The sequence below is a fragment of the Streptomyces sp. NPDC007905 genome (assembly GCF_042959345.1).
Lineage (GTDB): Bacteria > Actinomycetota > Actinomycetes > Streptomycetales > Streptomycetaceae > Streptomyces.
In genome coordinates this window covers 352,299-367,955 of the sequence record NZ_JBIBKS010000007.1, presented here as the reverse complement: position 1 = coordinate 367,955, position 15,657 = coordinate 352,299, and the positions used below count along the sequence as shown (strand labels likewise).

At 72.4% G+C, this 15,657-nt stretch carries 15 protein-coding genes and 2 pseudogenes; 10 read left to right on the top strand and 7 right to left on the bottom strand.

The genetic code is table 11. The features are described 5' to 3' along the window. From ACFZDC_RS15695 to ACFZDC_RS15680, 4 genes are all read left to right on the top strand, one after another. Positions 1 to 308, top strand: a 308-nt coding sequence (locus ACFZDC_RS15695; protein WP_391324034.1) for a DNA-directed RNA polymerase subunit alpha C-terminal domain-containing protein, incomplete at its 5' end; no start/stop codon positions are given. Between the two features lie 176 nt (positions 309 to 484). Further along, positions 485 to 1,054 carry a hypothetical protein gene (locus tag ACFZDC_RS15690; protein WP_391324032.1) on the top strand — a complete coding sequence of 190 codons (570 nt, stop codon included), beginning with the start codon at positions 485 to 487 and terminating at the stop codon, positions 1,052 to 1,054. After that, complete coding sequence (locus ACFZDC_RS15685; protein ID WP_391324030.1) at positions 1,051 to 1,485, top strand: DUF190 domain-containing protein; 435 nt, start codon at positions 1,051 to 1,053, stop codon at positions 1,483 to 1,485. Before ACFZDC_RS15690 ends, ACFZDC_RS15685 begins: the two co-directional genes overlap by 4 nt. After that, on the top strand, positions 1,482 to 2,708 hold the full coding sequence (locus ACFZDC_RS15680) for an MFS transporter (protein ID WP_391324028.1): 1,227 nt from the start codon (positions 1,482 to 1,484) through the stop codon (positions 2,706 to 2,708). The genes ACFZDC_RS15685 and ACFZDC_RS15680 overlap by 4 nt, the downstream gene beginning before the upstream one ends. 217 nt (positions 2,709 to 2,925) lie before the next feature. Here ACFZDC_RS15680 and ACFZDC_RS15675 read toward each other — a convergent pair. Beyond that, positions 2,926 to 3,105, bottom strand: a pseudogene (locus ACFZDC_RS15675) (inorganic diphosphatase); the annotation flags it as partial. A gap of 721 nt (positions 3,106 to 3,826) precedes the next feature. Between ACFZDC_RS15675 and ACFZDC_RS15670 the strand changes: the two are divergent. Continuing rightward, positions 3,827 to 4,030 (top strand): cold shock domain-containing protein, encoded by a 204-nt coding sequence (locus tag ACFZDC_RS15670; protein WP_391324026.1) that lies wholly within the window; start codon positions 3,827 to 3,829, stop codon positions 4,028 to 4,030. 173 nt (positions 4,031 to 4,203) lie between these two features. Continuing rightward, the gene (locus ACFZDC_RS15665) at positions 4,204 to 5,688 is read left to right on the top strand and encodes a DEAD/DEAH box helicase (RefSeq protein ID WP_391324024.1); all 1,485 of its coding nucleotides are present in this window, start codon (positions 4,204 to 4,206) and stop codon (positions 5,686 to 5,688) included. A gap of 95 nt (positions 5,689 to 5,783) precedes the next feature. Here ACFZDC_RS15665 and ACFZDC_RS15660 read toward each other — a convergent pair whose 3' ends face one another. Next, entirely contained in the window at positions 5,784 to 6,971 is a 1,188-nt protein-coding gene (locus ACFZDC_RS15660) for a cytochrome P450 (protein WP_391324022.1), read from the bottom strand. 269 nt (positions 6,972 to 7,240) lie between these two features. Here ACFZDC_RS15660 and ACFZDC_RS15655 point away from each other — a divergent pair. Continuing rightward, positions 7,241 to 7,602: pseudogene (locus ACFZDC_RS15655) on the top strand (peptidoglycan-binding protein); the annotation flags it as partial. 23 nt (positions 7,603 to 7,625) lie between these two features. On the opposite strand, the gene ACFZDC_RS15650 reads toward ACFZDC_RS15655, so the two are convergent. Continuing rightward, a complete protein-coding gene (locus tag ACFZDC_RS15650) occupies positions 7,626 to 8,009 on the bottom strand; it encodes a DUF5997 family protein (protein WP_391324020.1) in 384 nt (127 codons plus the stop codon). A gap of 57 nt (positions 8,010 to 8,066) precedes the next feature. On the opposite strand from ACFZDC_RS15650, the gene ACFZDC_RS15645 reads away from it, so the two are divergent. Further along, entirely contained in the window at positions 8,067 to 8,855 is a 789-nt protein-coding gene (locus tag ACFZDC_RS15645) for a LysR substrate-binding domain-containing protein (protein WP_391324018.1), read from the top strand. Positions 8,856 to 9,014: 159 nt separating this feature from the next. Here ACFZDC_RS15645 and ACFZDC_RS15640 read toward each other — a convergent pair whose 3' ends face one another. The 3 genes from ACFZDC_RS15640 to ACFZDC_RS15630 form a co-directional block, all read right to left on the bottom strand. Continuing rightward, the gene (locus tag ACFZDC_RS15640; RefSeq protein ID WP_391324016.1) at positions 9,015 to 10,517 is read right to left on the bottom strand and encodes an MFS transporter; all 1,503 of its coding nucleotides are present in this window, start codon (positions 10,515 to 10,517) and stop codon (positions 9,015 to 9,017) included. A gap of 78 nt (positions 10,518 to 10,595) precedes the next feature. Continuing rightward, entirely contained in the window at positions 10,596 to 11,291 is a 696-nt protein-coding gene (locus ACFZDC_RS15635) for an HAD-IA family hydrolase (RefSeq protein WP_391324014.1), read from the bottom strand. Positions 11,292 to 11,310: 19 nt separating this feature from the next. Further along, the gene (locus tag ACFZDC_RS15630) at positions 11,311 to 11,787 is read right to left on the bottom strand and encodes an Lrp/AsnC ligand binding domain-containing protein (protein ID WP_391324012.1); all 477 of its coding nucleotides are present in this window, start codon (positions 11,785 to 11,787) and stop codon (positions 11,311 to 11,313) included. A gap of 231 nt (positions 11,788 to 12,018) precedes the next feature. Here ACFZDC_RS15630 and ACFZDC_RS15625 point away from each other — a divergent pair, with 231 nt between their 5' ends. Then, a complete protein-coding gene (locus tag ACFZDC_RS15625; protein ID WP_391324010.1) occupies positions 12,019 to 13,509 on the top strand; it encodes an FUSC family protein in 1,491 nt (496 codons plus the stop codon). Positions 13,510 to 13,590: 81 nt separating this feature from the next. After that, on the top strand, positions 13,591 to 14,622 hold the full coding sequence (locus ACFZDC_RS15620) for a beta-propeller fold lactonase family protein (protein ID WP_391324008.1): 1,032 nt from the start codon (positions 13,591 to 13,593) through the stop codon (positions 14,620 to 14,622). 80 nt (positions 14,623 to 14,702) lie between these two features. On the opposite strand, the gene ACFZDC_RS15615 is transcribed toward ACFZDC_RS15620, so the two are convergent. Further along, positions 14,703 to 15,623 carry a sirohydrochlorin chelatase gene (locus ACFZDC_RS15615; protein ID WP_391324006.1) on the bottom strand — a complete coding sequence of 307 codons (921 nt, stop codon included), beginning with the start codon at positions 15,621 to 15,623 and terminating at the stop codon, positions 14,703 to 14,705. Between the last annotated feature and the right edge of the window lie 34 nt (positions 15,624 to 15,657).

Genomic DNA, 15,657 nt, shown 5'->3' with positions numbered 1-15,657 from the left:
CCCCCACGGACGCCGCCCTGGCCGCCGACCTCGCGCTGCCGATCGAGGAGCTCGAGCTCACGGTCCGCTCCTACAACTGCCTCAAGCGTGAGGGCGTCCACTCGGTGGGTGAGCTCCTGGCGCGCTCCGAGGCGGACCTTCTCGACATCCGCAACTTCGGTGCGAAGTCCATCGACGAGGTCAAGGCGAAGCTGGCCGGCCTGGGCCTGGCCCTCAAGGACAGCCCGCCCGGATTCGACCCGACCGCCGCCGCCTTCGACGCGGACGACAACGGGAACACGGGTTTCATGGAGACCGAGCAGTACTGAGCGCCAGGTCGCGGGGGAGCCAGGAAGGCGGAGGAGCCAGTGATGACACCGGCCGACCGCACCTGGCTCCCCCGAGGGGCCACGGGCGGAGGGACAGACGCCCAGCCCGGCCAGGCACGGTGCACATCGCCGAGTGAGCGGCGCTGCTGGCGGCCCGCGGCGACGAGTTCGTCGGCGTGACCCTCAAGGGCTACACAGGGATGCGGTGGGGCACCGTCGGCCCGGAGACCGAGTTCGCCCGGCCCGGGGCCATACTCGCTGAACATCAGCTGTACGAACTGGACTCGGGCGAGCTGGTCCGCCGGCCGCCCAAGGACGACAGCTACCGCACCATCGACGCAATGGATTGGTTGTCCGCCCTGGTCGCCGACCACATCGCCCGTACGAAGCCGCCGCCGTGCCCCTGCCATGGCAAGCGGTACGTCTTCCGCGGGCAGGGCACCGCCCGCACCTGCGGACACCAGGGCGCCAAGCTCGTCGATGTCACCCGTAGGGCGGGAGTCTCCACCGGCACGGCCTCCTGCGTCCTCAACCACCCGGAGCGTGTACGGAGAACACCCGCGACCGAGTGGAACTCGCCATCCCTGAGCTGGACTTCGGATGCCGTGGACACTCAGAGGCTCGTGAACGGCGTTCATCCCCGGACGCGGCTCGCGTACCTGGCCGCGACGCCAGGTGCGGCGCTGGCGGCGGTGTGGCTTGCGGCGACGGGGACGCGCCGCCTGGTGGCATGGAGGCAGCGGTGACAAGGCTGACGGGCAGTGCCCTGGGAGTGACGATCTTCGTCGGCGAGAACGGCGTCTGGCGCCACAAGCCGCTGTACAGCGAAATCGTGCACCGGGCGCACAACTCCGGGCCGGCCGGCGCCTCGGTGTTCCGCGGTGTGGAGGGGATCGGCGCTCCCTCGGGGTCCGTGGCGGCCGGGGCCGCGTCGCCGCGGGGGCAGTTGCTGCTCGGCACCGGCCTGTGCGGGGCTTTGACGACGTACTCGACGTTCTCGTACGAGACGCTCCGGCTGGCGGAGGACGGGGCGAAGTTCTTCGCCGCCGCCAACGCCGCCGCCAACGCCGCCGCCAACGCCGCCGCCAACGCCGCCGCCAACGCCGCCGTCGGCGTGGTGGCCGGCCTGGGGGCGGCGTTCGTCGGGATGTCGTTCGCGGAGGGGCTGTGGGCATGAACCCGGCGGAGTCCGAGGAGGGGGAGGCGGATCGGCCGGCGGCGCGGATGACGCCATGGCGGTTCGTGGTCTGGTTCGGCACGATCAGCCTGCTCGCGGATTGCGTCTACGAGGGCGCCCGCTCGATCACCGGCCCGCTGCTGGCCTCCCTGGGCGCCTCCTCCCTGGTCGTCGGTGTGGTGACGGGGGCGGGTGAGGCGGCGGCGCTGGGGCTGCGGCTGGCCTCCGGCCCGATGGCGGACCGGACCCGCCGCTTCTGGGGGCTGGCGATCGCCGGTTATGCGTTGACGGTGGTCTCGGTGCCGCTGCTGGGTGTGGCCGGGGTGTTGTGGGCCGCGTGCGTGCTGGTGATCGCGGAGCGGGTGGGGAAGGCGGTGCGCTCGCCTGCGAAGGACACCCTGTTGTCGCACGCCACCGCCGCGACCGGGCGGGGTCTTGGCTTCGCCGTCCATGAGGCGCTGGACCAGATCGGCGCTGTCGCCGGCCCGCTGCTGGTGGCAGGCGTGCTCGCGCTCACTGGGAACGACTACGGCCCCGCGCTCGGCGTCCTCGCCGCCCCCGGTATAGCCGTACTGCTGCTGCTGTTCTGGCTGCGGGCCCGGGTGCCCGACCCGGAAGCCTACGAACGCGACCTGAAAGCCGCAGCGCCTACGCCCGCAACACCGCGGGTGCAGGGCGGGCGGATGCCGAGGGCATTCTGGCCCTACGCCGGCTTTACGGCGGCCACCACGACCGGCTTCGCGACCTTCGGCGTGCTCTCCTACCACCTGGTCGAGCGGCATCTGCTGACCGCCGCGTGGGTGCCGGTGGTGTACGCGGCGGCGATGGCCGTGGACGCGGTCGCGGCGCTGGCCACGGGCTGGCTCTACGACCGGATCGGCCCGCGTGTGCTGGTTGCTCTGCCGGTGCTGACCACGGCCGTGGTGGTGCTGGCGTTCACCGACACGGTCGCGATCGCGGTGGCCGGGTCGCTGCTGTGGGGTGCGGCCATGGGCATCCAGGAGTCCACCCTGCGCGCCACGGTCGCGGATCTGGTGCCCAGCGGTCGGCGGGCGACCGCGTACGGCTTGTTCGCGGGCGTTGTCGGCGCGGCGAGCCTGGCGGGCGGTGCACTGACGGGCGGACTGTACGGCTACTCGATCCCCTTGCTGATCACGGTGGTCATCGCCATCCAGGTGCTGGCTGTGGCGTTGCTGGCCGTCACACGTGTCGGTCGGCGCTGACACGCCTGCGGAAACCTGTCGTCGTCCTCGGCTCAGGCGGCAGGGACGGATCGGCCGCGGCGAGCTCGAGCAGGCGGTTGTACTTGGCGACACTCCACCGACTCCGTCCGGGGGTGCCCCCAGCCGCGCGCGGGGGCGCCGGACCTGATCTGCCCGCAGCCGGCGCCTGCGACGAGGTCGGCGATGAAGACAAGGATCGACGCGCCGTCCCGGCCGTTCACCCGTGCTCCCTTCCGCCGGCGCGGGCGCGCGAGGCCTCGATCTCCGCGTAGGCCACGTCCCGGCCCTCCCAGTGGGAGCCCTCGACGCTTTTGCCGGGTTCGAGATCCTTGTAGACCTCGAAGAAGTGGGTGATCTCCAGGCGGTCGAATTCGGGGATGTCCGCGATGTCCTGCAGTCTGCGAGGACATGGACCACGAGGGGCTGTACGACGATTCCGTGGACGGGATCGACCAAGATCCCGTCGGAGGCGTGCCAGGAGTCGCGCCCATGGGGTTCAAGACGTGGTTCACCCCGTTCGACAGAGGTAGGCACGTCCATCCGTATGCGGCGGACGAACCAGAAGCGGCGACGCAGTGAGCCGCGGATTCGCGAACCTGCAGCCGTGAGGCGCCGGGCGTGAGCCCCGCCGCGGGGCAGAGGCCTGTCCTGGCTTGGAGAAGCCGACCAAGATCTTCTCCCGGATTTCTCCCCAACGATCTCCAGGAACCGCTCACTCGCCGGGCAAGTGCGCGCCTGTGCTGAGGGTTGCCTCAACGGCGGTTGGCGGATACGGACAGGGGTGATCCGAACGGCAAGGTCCGCCTGTCGTTCCTGGGCTGGGCGGTGAAGTGCGGCGCCTGCAGACCGGATGTCCGGGAAAGGTATCGGGACGGTCCGAGCCGAGTGGTGCGATTGAATTTCCTCGGGCAACGAAAGGGTCGTGCTGAGGTTGGCGCTGTCCCGTGCTAAACTTGTCTGCAGTTGCAGTTGTGGTTCCCGAAACTTCAAGTGCTTTGGCGGCTGGATGTCGTCGGGCATTTTTGTATCTCCGGTGCTTATCCGGACGGGGTTCATTGTGGCAACGCAAGGGTTCACACGGTGTGGGCCCGCGGGCACTGCCCCCAAGGAGATGTGACATGGCTACTGGCACCGTCAAGTGGTTCAACGCGGAAAAGGGCTTCGGCTTCATCGAGCAGGACGGGGGCGGCCCGGACGTCTTCGCCCACTACTCGAACATCGCTGCCCAGGGCTTCCGTGAGCTCCAGGAAGGCCAGAAGGTGAGCTTCGACGTCACGCAGGGCCAGAAGGGTCTGCAGGCGGAGAACATCGTTCCCGTCTGACGTCGGCGCGTGTGACATATCCGGGGTCCCGCCTTGTGGCGGGGCCCCGGATCGCTGCTTTTTTGCATTCCGGTGGAATTCATTTAGTCTCACATTCGGCTCGTTCTTGCAATTCATCCGGCTCATTCCTGTCGGGAATTCCTCGGGGCGCGCCCTGCCGAGGAAGGTTCTCCATGAGCCGTTCAGCACGCACGAACGACCGTTTCCGTCCACGGGGGCAGGGGCGCCCCGGCGCCGGCCCAGGCGACACCGGGCGCCGTCCCTCCGCACCACAGGGGGAGTTCGCGCTGCCGGCCACCGTCACCCCGGCCCTCCCCGCGGCTGCGACCTTCGCTGAACTGGACATGCCGGTCGAGTTGCTGAAGATGCTCACCCGTCTCGGCCTGAACGAGCCGTTCCCGATCCAGGCCGCCACGTTGCCGAACTCCCTCGCAGGGCGCGACGTCCTGGGCCGCGGGCGCACCGGATCGGGCAAGACGCTCGCCTTCGGTCTGGCGCTCCTCGTACGCACGGCAGGGCAGCGTGCCGAGTCGCGCAAGCCGCTGGCCCTGATCCTCGTGCCCACGCGCGAACTGGCCCAGCAGGTCACCGATGTGCTCACCCCCTACGCCCAGTTGCTGAAGCTGCGGCTGGCCACCGTCGTGGGAGGTATGTCCATCGGCAGGCAGGCCGGCGCCCTGCGTGCCGGGGCCGAGGTGGTCGTCGCCACTCCTGGCCGCCTCGCGGATCTCATCGAGCGCAAGGACTGCCGCCTGGACCGAGTGAACATCACCGTCCTGGACGAGGCCGACCAGATGGCGGACATGGGCTTCATGCCGCAGGTCACCGAGCTGCTGGACCAGGTGCGTCCCGACGGCCAGCGCATGCTGTTCTCGGCCACGCTGGACCGCAACATCGACCTGCTGGTCCGTCGTTACCTCCATGACCCGGTGGTCCATTCGGTCGACCCGTCGGCCGCCGCGGTCACCACGATGGAGCATCACGTGCTGCAGGTGCACGGCGCCGACAAGTACGCCACCGCCACCGAGATCGCTGCCCGCGACGGGCGCGTGATCATGTTTCTGGACACCAAGCACGCGGTCGACCAGTTCACCAAGCATCTGCTGAGCAGCGGGGTGAGGGCCGCGGCGCTGCACGGCGGCAAGTCGCAGCCCCAACGCACCCGCACCCTGGCACAGTTCAAGACCGGTGACGTCACGACGCTGGTGGCCACCAATGTCGCGGCTCGAGGTATCCACGTCGACGACCTCGATCTCGTCGTCAACGTCGACCCGCCCAGCGACCACAAGGACTACCTGCACCGCGGTGGCCGTACCGCCCGGGCCGGCGAGTCCGGCAGTGTCGTCACGCTGGTCCTGCCCGGCCAGCGCCGGGAGATGGCCCGTCTCATGTCCGACGCCGGCATCAGGCCGCAGATCACGCAGGTCCGCTCCGGTGAGGCCGAGCTGAGCCGCATCACCGGCGCCCAGGCTCCCTCCGGTGTCCCCGTCGGCGGCAGCGGGCCGGTCGCGGAGCGCCCGAAGCGCGGCGGTGCCCCCTTCCGCGGTCTGGGCACCAGCCCGGGGCGGGCCGGCGGCGGTGGCGAGTCACGCCGGTCTGCTGAGGCCCGCCAGATCGCCGAGGCCCGCAAGGCCGCCCGGGTCCGTCGTGGCGCATAGGCCGGCAACGGTCCCCGCGTACAACCGCGAACCCTGAGCCCGCCGTTCACCGTGCCGTGCAGACCGCGGCCGTCGGCGGCGCGGTCGCTCCAGTGTCAGCGCTGCTCCGGCATGTCCCAGCGGACGCGCAGAGCCGGGGGCTTGCGAAAGACCAGGCCTCTGGGCGCGGTGGGCGAGTCGGGGCCGAGCCGCAGGCCGGGGAGGCGGTCGAGGATCGTGAGGAGGCAGGCGCGGGTTTCCAGGCGGGCAAGGTGGGCGCCCAGACAGAAGTGCGGGCCGTGGGCGAAGGCCAGTTGGAGGCGGGAGTTGCCCCGGCGCAGCTCGAAAGTGTCGGGGTCCTGGAAGATCTCGGGGTCGCGGTTCGCGCCGGCGAGGGAGACGACCACCAGATCACCGCGCCGCACGTCGGCCCCGCCGATCGTCACGTCGGCGGTGGCGTAGCGGTCCACGACCGCCGCGGCGGGTTCCAGGCGGAGCGATTCCTCGATCGCCGCGTCGGCCAGGTCTGGATCGTCACGCACGAGGGCGAGTTGACCAGGGTGGGCCAGCAAGTGCAGTACGGCGTTGGCGATCATGCCCTCGGTGGTCTCGATACCGCCGAACATCAGCACCGCGGCGTTGGCGACGACCTCAGGCAGCTTCAGGCGCCCGCTCTCGGCCGCCGCGACCAGCAGCGACGCGTCGCTTCCTGCCGCTACCGTCGCCTCGACGCTTCCTCGTAGCCGGTCGAACGCCGCCGCTCCGGCGGGGTTCGCCGACCGCCCTGCGGTGATGTCGGAGACCGCGTTCACGATGGCGTCGTACCAGGTCAGCACCGCCTCGGCGTCCGCGTCGACCAAGCCCAGCGACTCGGCGACGACGGCGACGGCCAGAGGCCCGGCCACCTCCCGGCGCAGTTCGGCGCTGCCTCGCGGCCGGATGCTTTCCACGAGCCGGGTGGCTTCCTGTTCCACGAACCCGGTGAACCGGTCATGCACATCTTGCGCGCGGAACGGGTCCGTGAAGGGGGCGCGGTGCCGCTTGTGCTCGGCGGCATCCAGGGAGAGCATGCTCGGACCGACCACCTGGGCGGTGGAGAAGCGGGGGTCGTCCACCGTGAACGTCGCGGCGTCGCGCATCACGCGCAGTGCGAGATCACGCCGGGTCACCAGCCAGCCGCCCAGCGCGGGAAGCCAGGAAACCGGCTCGCGGGCGCGGAGCAGGGCGAGCCGGGGGTGGGGGTCGTCCTCCAGCTCCGTGAGCGTGGTCGCGGAGCCGAGCGGAAACCGGCGCGCTGTCACCATGGAAGCCGCCCCCTGTTCCCGATCCTTGGCATTCCGGCCTCCCCGGAGCCCACTCAGAGCCTATGCGTCTCCGGCTGCGCCTTGAGCCGGTCCCGCACCGTGAGTGACTCACCCCTGCGGTCGGCGTGGCCCCGAAGACACCGGAGGGGCGGAATCCCCCCAGCGGAGGTTCACGGACGAGGCGGTGCATACAGTCAGGGGCCGGCGGGCAGCCGCGGCGCATGGCGTCCGTGCTGGTCACCCGGCCTTCGGGGCGTGGACTTCGACGTCGGTGCTTTCGTCGACGGCGATTGCGCAAGCGGATGGGCGCCCGGCTGGCCGGAAAGGGCGGCGGGACCGGGCCGGGGAAGCCGTCGGACCCCAGACCCGGGCCGAAGCCGAGTACGCGCCGTTCCCGGGCAGCGGCTTCTTCCGCATCGGGCAGAAGTCGCCCGTCATCACCGCCATGGGCCGTCGTCCGGTCGCCGAGGGCTGCGGGCACTACGCGGAGAGCCCGAGCCCGGAGTGGACCGAGGCCGACCGCAGGTCCTACGCCGCCTGGCAGCACAAGCCCGGCTTCAAGGGCGGGGACGCCGACGGCATCCCGGGCAGGGCCGGCTGGGACCGGCCGAAGGTGCCGTCGGACGACTGAACAGGAAGAAGGGCGCCGGTCCCTCAGGCGTCCTTCTCGTTCTTCAGGTTCTTGATCCGTACGGCTTCCCTGCGGACCTCGGCCTGGGTGGCCTGCTCCTTCTCCAGCCACTCGGGCCGCTCCTGCCTGAGCGCCTCGATCTGCTCGGTGGTCAGCGGTTCGGTGACCCCACCGCGCGCGAGGCCGGAGATGGACACACCGAGCCGCGCGGCGACCACCGGGCGCGGGTGCGGACCGTTCTGTCGCAGCTCGCGCAGCCACTCGGGCGGATTGGCCTGCAGCTCGTTCAGCTCGGCGCGCGAGACCACACCCTCCTGGAACTCGGCGGGGGTGGCGGGGAGGTACACACCCAGCTTCTTCGCCGCGGTCGCGGGCTTCATCGTCTGGGTGCTCTGCTGCGAACTCATGAGGCCAGGGTATCGGCCGTGTGCGGGCCGGCCGACCACGGCCGGTAACCTGGCCTGGTGACAGGCTCGCAGGAAACACCGTCGTTCCGGCTCGCGTACGTCCCCGGAGCGACGCCCGCCAAATGGGTGCGGATCTGGAACGAGCGCCTGCCGGAGGTCCCGCTCACCCTCGTCCAGGTCCCCTCCACCGAGGCATCGCACGTCCTGCGGGCGGGGGAGGCCGACGCCGGCCTCGTGCGGTTGCCCGTCGACCGTACGTTCTTCAGCGCGATCCCCCTCTACACCGAGGCCACGGTCGTCGTCGTCCCCAAGGACCACCTGGTCACGGCGGCGGACGAGGTGACCCTGGCCGACCTCGCCGACGAGGTGCTCCTCCACCCCCTGGACGACGTCTTCGAGTGGGACAGCCCGCCCGGTGAGCCCGCCTTCGAGCGCCCCGCCACGACGTCGGACGCCATCGAGCTGGTGGCGGCGAACGTCGGCCTCCTGATCGTCCCGCAGTCCCTGGCCCGCCTCCACCACCGCAAAGACCTCACCTACCGCCCGGTCGTCGACGCCCCCCAGTCGAGCGTCGCCCTGTCCTGGCCGGAGGAGGCCACCACCGATCTGGTGGAGGACTTCATCGGCATCGTCCGCGGCCGCACGGTCAACAGCACGCGGGGCCGTACGGCGGCGAAGACCGATACCGAGCAGAAGCGGAAGCAACCGGAGCAGGGGGGCACCCGGCAGAAGCCCGCGGGCGCGAAGACGACGGGTGGCAAGCCCGCAGGGCGAACCGCACGGGGCCGCACGGTCTCGGCGGCCGGCCGCCCGGCAAAGCGGGGAAAGCCACGCCGGAAGTCCTGAGCCCCGGGCACACCGACCGACCGGCACCCGGGGCGTCGAGCCGCAGGGCGGCCGGTACTCGGGACGCCCGAGGCCGCGGGGCCGGGCGCTGATGTTGCGGCGTCCGGGGCCGTGCGTCGGCGGGTGGCCGGTGTCGGCCGTGCCGGATGCCGCGACCTCTCAGGCACCGCGGCGGACCGTTTCCCCGGCACCGCCCTCCTCGGCATTCCAGCGGACCGCCGTCCCGCTTTTCTCCGGTTCCGGACGCACCTGGCGCTCCCGAAGATCCGCGACCGCCAGCACCAGCGCGATCATGATGATCCCCACGGCGGTGAGCAGTCCGAGCTGAATGGCCGTGGTGGAATGCCCGTGGTTGGCCAGGTGTGCGAAGTACACCGCGCCCACCACCGCGATACCGGCCGCCGAGCCGACACGCTGGCCCGTCTGGAGGACCCCGCCGGCCGCACCGGCACGGTGGACGGGAACCCGGGTGAGGGTGAGGGTCGTGTTCGGGGAGACCGTCAGCCCGGAACCGATTCCGCCGACGAGCATGGGCAACGCCGTGGCCCACCCGACGCCCCGTCCGGGCACCAGCTCCACCGCCACGACCACCCCGAGCAGCCCCAGCGCCACCCCGACCAGACCGATGACGACCAGCTTGCGCCCGAAGCGCACCACCAGCCGGCCCCCGGCGGCGGCGCCGACCGCCGAGGCGGCCGCGAAGGGGAGGACCGAGAGACCCGCCGCCAGGGCGCTGTATCCGACCGTGTTCTGCAGGAACAGCGTGTAGACGAAGAAGACCGTGGTGAAGCCCGCGAAGTACGTCAGGCTGATCAGGGCGCCGAGGGTGAAGGACCGCAGGGAGAACAGGTTCAGATCGACCAGGGGTGCCCGCCCCTGCTGCCCCTGCCGCCTCTCCCACGCCCAGAACGCGGCCAGCAGCAGCGCGGCCACCGGCAGCAGCGCCCACTTCTCCCGCCCGGTCCACTGCTGCTCCTGCACGAGGGGCAGCATCAGCGCCAGCACTGCCGAGCCTAGAAGCAGCACCCCGAACAGGTCGAAGTCCTCCCGCTTCTCCCCCGACCCCGGGAAACGGGGCAGCAGCCGCAGCCCCGCGGTGAAGGCGGCCACTCCGATGGGCAGGTTGACGAAGAACACCCAGCGCCAGCCGTCGTCGGTGCCGACGGCATCGATCAGCAGACCGCCCGCCAGCGGGCCCACCGCCGTCGAGACCCCGATGACGCTGCCCAGCAGGCCGAATGCCTTGGCCCGCTCGGCGCCCTGGAACATCTGCTGGATCAGCCCGGAGGTCTGCGGCGCGACCATGCCGGCCGCCGTGCCCTGGATCAGCCGGAACAGCACCAGCCAGGAGGCGCCGGGAGCGAGCCCGCAGGCCGCCGAGGCCACCGTGAACAGGGCGAGCCCGACCAGGAAGGCCTGGCGCCGCCCGCGCATGTCGCCCAGTCGGCCCGCCGGGACGAGCGCGAGCCCGAAGGTCAGGGCGTACCCGGAGACCACCCATGACTGGGCAGCCTCGGAGGCGCCCAGCCCGCGCTCCATCGAGGGGAGCGCCACATTCACGATCGAGGTGTCGAGCAGCGAGATGAAGCCCGCTGTCAGACAGACCCCGAGCGCCTTCCACCGCCGGTCGTCGGGGGTGGGCCGGGCCTGGACTGTGGTCATGGGGTCACGCTAAGCAGCCAGCCCGCCCAGCGCACGCCGGGAGCGCTTCCGCGCGCGTCGGAGCCCCTCGGGTGCCGTTCAGCGGGACGCGGCCGAATCCCTCAGCCACGCGTAGGCCGACTGGGCCGTGAACTCCGTCTGGCCGCCCCGCAGCAGCAGCGACGCCGTGGCGAACTCGGGCGCGTCGGCCTGGGCGGCCACGTACGGGACGGCGATGCAGCGCATCCCGGCCGCGTGCGCGGCGGCCGCACCCGGCGCCGCGTCCTCCAGGACCACGCAGTCGGCAGGGTTCGCCCCGAGCCGCCGGGCGGCCTCCAGGAAGACGTCGGGGGCGGGCTTGCCGTGGGCGACCTCGTCGGCCGAGACCACGGTGTGCAGGAAGGCGTCCAGACCGGTCCCGGCGAGGATCGCCTCGATCGCCTCGGGAGAGGAGCCGGAGGCCACCGCCATCGGGACGCCTTCGGCGGCCAGCAGCTCCACGAGCTTCCGCATCTCGGGGTAGGGCCGAGTGTGCGCCCGGGCCAGCTCCAGATAGCGCCGGTTCGTCGCCTCGAGCAGTTCGCCCACCGGGGCGCACAGGTCGTAGCGGTCCCGCCAGATCGCGACCGACTCCAGGGTGCTGATGCCGACGTAGCCTTCATGCTCCGCCCAGGTGAAGTCCGGGACGCCGTGCTCGGCCAGGGTCTGCCGGCTCGCCTCGTAGTAGTTCGGCTCGCTGTCCACGAGCGTTCCGTCGAGATCGAAGATGACCGAGAGGGCGCCGAGCTTGCTCATGCCGTCCAGCATGCAAGCGTCAGACGCGGGCCGCCCGGCCGACCGACTCCACCAGGGGCAGCAGCCGGTACGGCACGCGCTCGCGCAGCGCCACCTCGGTGCGGGTGCGCACCACGCCCGGCAGGCTGATCAGCTTCTGGATCACGTCCTCCAGGTGGGCGTTGTCCCGCCCGACCACCCGGGCCAGCAGATCCCCGCCACCCGTGATCGAGAACGCCTCGACGATCTCCGGTACGGCGGCCAGTGCGTCCCCGACATCGTCCAGATGGCCCTGGGTCACCTCGATGTGCACGAACGCCAGGACCGGATGGCCGAGGGCGGAGGGGGAGAGTGAAGGGCCCGTACCGGTGATCACGCCGTCCCGCTCCATGCGGTCCAGGCGGGCCTGGAGCGTGCCGCGGGCGACGCCGAGGATGCGGGCGTACTCGCGCACGCTGGTGCGCGGCTGTTCCAGCAGCAGCCGCAGGATGCGGGTGTCGAGTTCGTCCACGCTCATGATGCACGACTGTACCAATGGCTCACACCTGGGCGGACCCGGTGTGCCGCCCGACCTGGGCCGTTGGCGCTACGGCAGAGGGGGATGGGCCGACGGGGCTGGACCGATGGTCCAGTAATTCAGGTGACACTTGAGCCAGTGACCCCGGTGATGCTCTCATGGACGCGTCGATGGCGCTGCGGATCCCGCGGCGCCTTTTTCGTGCAGGCGGTCACAAGGGGGCGGACAGCAGTGCTGAAGAGGATGTTCGTGGCGCCGGACCCGGGGCGGACGCGGTTGCGCTTCGCCGCGCGGGCCGTCCTCGGCATCGGGCTGGCGGTCGTGGTGTGCGGGCTCGCGGGACACTCGCTGCCCGGTGGCGTCACCGGCGGCCTCGCCGCGCTGCTCGCCCTGTTCACCGTCGCCGACGCCACCGTGCGTGGGCAGGCGGTCACCACAGCGCTGCTGCCCGCCGTCGGCGTGCCGGTGCTCGCCGCCGCGGCCGAGCTGCACGACCACCCGGTGGCGCGGGACCTGGCCTTCCTCGCCGTGGTCGGCGCCGGCGTCTACGCCCGTCGCTGGGGCCCGCGCGGGCACAGCCTCGGCGTCTTCGCCTTCATGACCTTCTTCGTCGCCCAGTTCCTGCACGCCACGCCCGGACAGCTGCCCGAGCTGTACGCCGCCGTCCTGCTGTCCGTGCTCAGCGCGGCCACGGTGCGCTTCGGTCTGTGGTGCTACGAGCGCCGGCTGCCCGCGGCCGTCGTACCCGCACCGCCCGCCGGGACCGGACTGGCCCGCGCGACCACCCGGCAGGCGGTCCAGGCGGTCGTCGGCGCCGGGTTCGCGCTGGTCGTGGGACAGCTGGTGTCCGGGCAGCGCTGGTACTGGGCCGTGGGCGCCACGTGGTGGGTCTTCGTCAACACCGCCTCGCGCGGCGAGACGCTGGTACGCGGCTTCCGACGGGTCCTCGGGACCGTCATCGGCATCGGCCTCGGCCTGCTCGTCGCCGTCCCTGTGCACGGCGCCCCCGTCCCCACGGCCGTCCTCGTGGCCGTCGCCGTCTTCGGCATCTTCTACACGGCCGCCGTCTCCTACACCTGGATGATGCTCTGGGTGACCCTGCTCGCCGAACTGCTCTACGGCCTCCTCGGCGTCCTCAGCCCCGGCCTGCTCGCCCTGCGCCTGGCCGAGACCGGTGTCGGCGCCCTCGGCGCGGTGCTCGCCGTGCTGTTCGTGCTGCCCGTCACCACGCACGCCACCACCGACGCCTGGATCCAGCGCGCCCTGCGCTGCGTGCACGCCTGCACCGCGGAGGCCGCCGCCCGGCTCGCGGGCTCGGCCACGGCCGACCCGGCGCCCCGCGTGGCCGAACTGGAGCAGCTGCTCGGCCGGGTCCGGCTGTCGGTCGCTCCGCTGGTGCACCCGCTGAACCCGGTGCTCGGCCGCAAGCGGCGCGCCCGCCGGGTCCTCGCCCTCCTCGACGACTGCGCCCGCGAGATCCGCGGCCTGGTCGTCGTCGCCGCCGACCCCGAGGCCTCCCACGACGCCCGCCTGGCCGCCGCCTGCTGGCGGGTGGAGACGGCGGTCGAGGCGCTCACCGAGGGCGGCTCCGAGCATGTCCACCGGCCTGCCGAGACCCCGGCCGAGCCGGCCCTGGCCCACCTCCACGGCCTGGAACGGGCGCTGGCCGAGCTGGCCGAGCCCCTGCGGGCGCCGTCCGGGTCGCCGCTGGTGGGCGCCTGAGGGAACACCCCCGCTGTTGGTCTAGACCGAACGTGATCGACTGCTACCGTCGGCACTGGCTCAGACCGAGAGGGGACAGCCGTGGCAGAAGGCGGCAGGCGGCACAGGGCGTTCATCGGGTCGTTCACGGCGGCGGGAGGTCCCGGGCTGGTGATCGCGGAGGTCCACCCGGGCAGCGGTGCACTGAGCCTCACCGGCGGCCTCGGCACCGTCCCCGACCCCTCCTACCTGGCCCTGTCACCGGACGGGGACATGCTCTACGCGGTCAGCGAGACGGCCGAGGGCGCGGTCGCCGCGTTCCGCGTCGGCGGTGACAAGCCGGAGCCCGCCGGGCCCCCCGTGCCGGTCGACGGCAGCGGCCCCACGCACCTCAGCCTGTACGCCGGGCACGTCCTGACCGCCAACTACGGCTCCGGCAGCGTCAGCGCCGTACCGGTGCGCCCGGACGGCACCCTCGCACCGGTGCCCTCGGGGCAGCTGCAGCACACCGGCTCCGGCCCGCACGACCGGCGCCAGCGCGGCCCGCACGCCCACCAGGTCCAGCCGGACCCCAGCGGCAGGTGGGCCGTCAGCGTCGACCTCGGCACGGACTCGGTACGCGTGTGCACCCTGGACGGCGGCGTCCCGGCCCTGCACCGCGAGATCGCGGTGCGGCCCGGCTCGGGCCCACGCCATCTGGCCTTCCACCCGGACGGCGAGCACGCCTACGTGGTCAACGAACTCACCCCGACCGTCACCGTCTGCCTCTGGGACGCCGCCGGCGGCTCCCTGAAGCCGCTGACCGAGGTCCCGGTCCTGCCGGGCGCCCCCGCGGGCGACGCCCACCCCTCGGGCATCGTGGTCTCGCCCGACGGCCGCTTCGTGTGGACCGCGACCCGCGGTGAGGACGTGCTGTCCGTGTTCGCGGTCCAGGGGGACGGGCTCCGGCTGGCCGGCACGGTGCCGTGCGGCGGGCACTGGCCGCGCGCGCTGGCCGAGCACGACGGCTTCCTCTACGCGGCCAACGAACGCTCCGGCGACGTGACCTGGTTCGCCGTCGACGAGAGCACGGGAGTGCCCCGCTACGACGGATCCGTCGAGGTCGCCGCGGCCTCCTGCGTCGTCTTCGGCTGAGCCCCGACGACACAGGGCGAAGGGCCCGCTCCAGCCACTGGAGCGGGCCCTTCGCCCTGTGTCGTCGGGTGCCGGCTGCGTCAGCGGACCGGCGTGCCCTGCGGCTGCGGGGCGATGCCCAGGGCGGTCGTGTACTTGGCGAGGGCGAGCTTGCCGATCGCCGGGTAGGCGCCCAGCGGCTCGGCCGTGGCGCAGCCCGCCTCCTCGGCGGCCGCGGCCAGCAGCCCGGGGTCGATCTCCGGGCCGATCAGATAGGGCGCGAGGGCCAGCTGCTGCGAGCCCGAGGAGCGCAGCTGCTCGGCGACGGAGGAGATCGAGCCCTCCTGGTCCAGGGCCGCCGCCATCACCGGCACGGCCAGGCGCGCGGCCAGCAGCATGCCGGTGATCCCGGCCGCCTGCACGGCCTCCTCGCCGCCCACGGAGGCCAGGACGATGCCGTCGGCGGCGGTGGCCACGGTGAACAGCCGGGCGCGGTCGGCGCGGGCCAGGCCGGCCTCGGACAGGCGCACGTGCAGCGCCTCGGCGAGCAGCGGGTGCGGGCCGAGGACATCGGTCAGCTCGGCGGCGACCCGGCTGTCCATCACGGACTGGCGGACCTGGCGCAGCAGCGCACTGTCCGGACCCGCCAGCAGCGGGACGACGACCGCGACCGGGCCGTCGGGCTCCTTGACCTCGGCACCGGCGGCAACGGCCCGCTCGTAGCGGGCGGTGCGCTCCTCGGCGGCGCGGGTCAGCACGGAGCGGAGGGTGGGGAACTCGGTGTCGTCCCCTTCCACGAACCCGATCCGCGCATCCAGGCCGGGCAGCTCGGAGCGGGCGATGCTCACGACATCCTCGGCGAGGCTGCGCGTGGCGGCGCTGGGCGCGCCGGGGACCGCGAGGACGAGCGCGGGCGCGCCCTCGGGAGCCACCAGCGGTTCCGGTCGGCGGTGCCGTCCGGGCTGGCGGGGTCGCGGCATTCGTACTGGCAGGCCGGACGCGGGCCCAGTGGGGGAGCTCATGGCGCCGCATGTTACTGGCTTCCAGGGCTCCTCT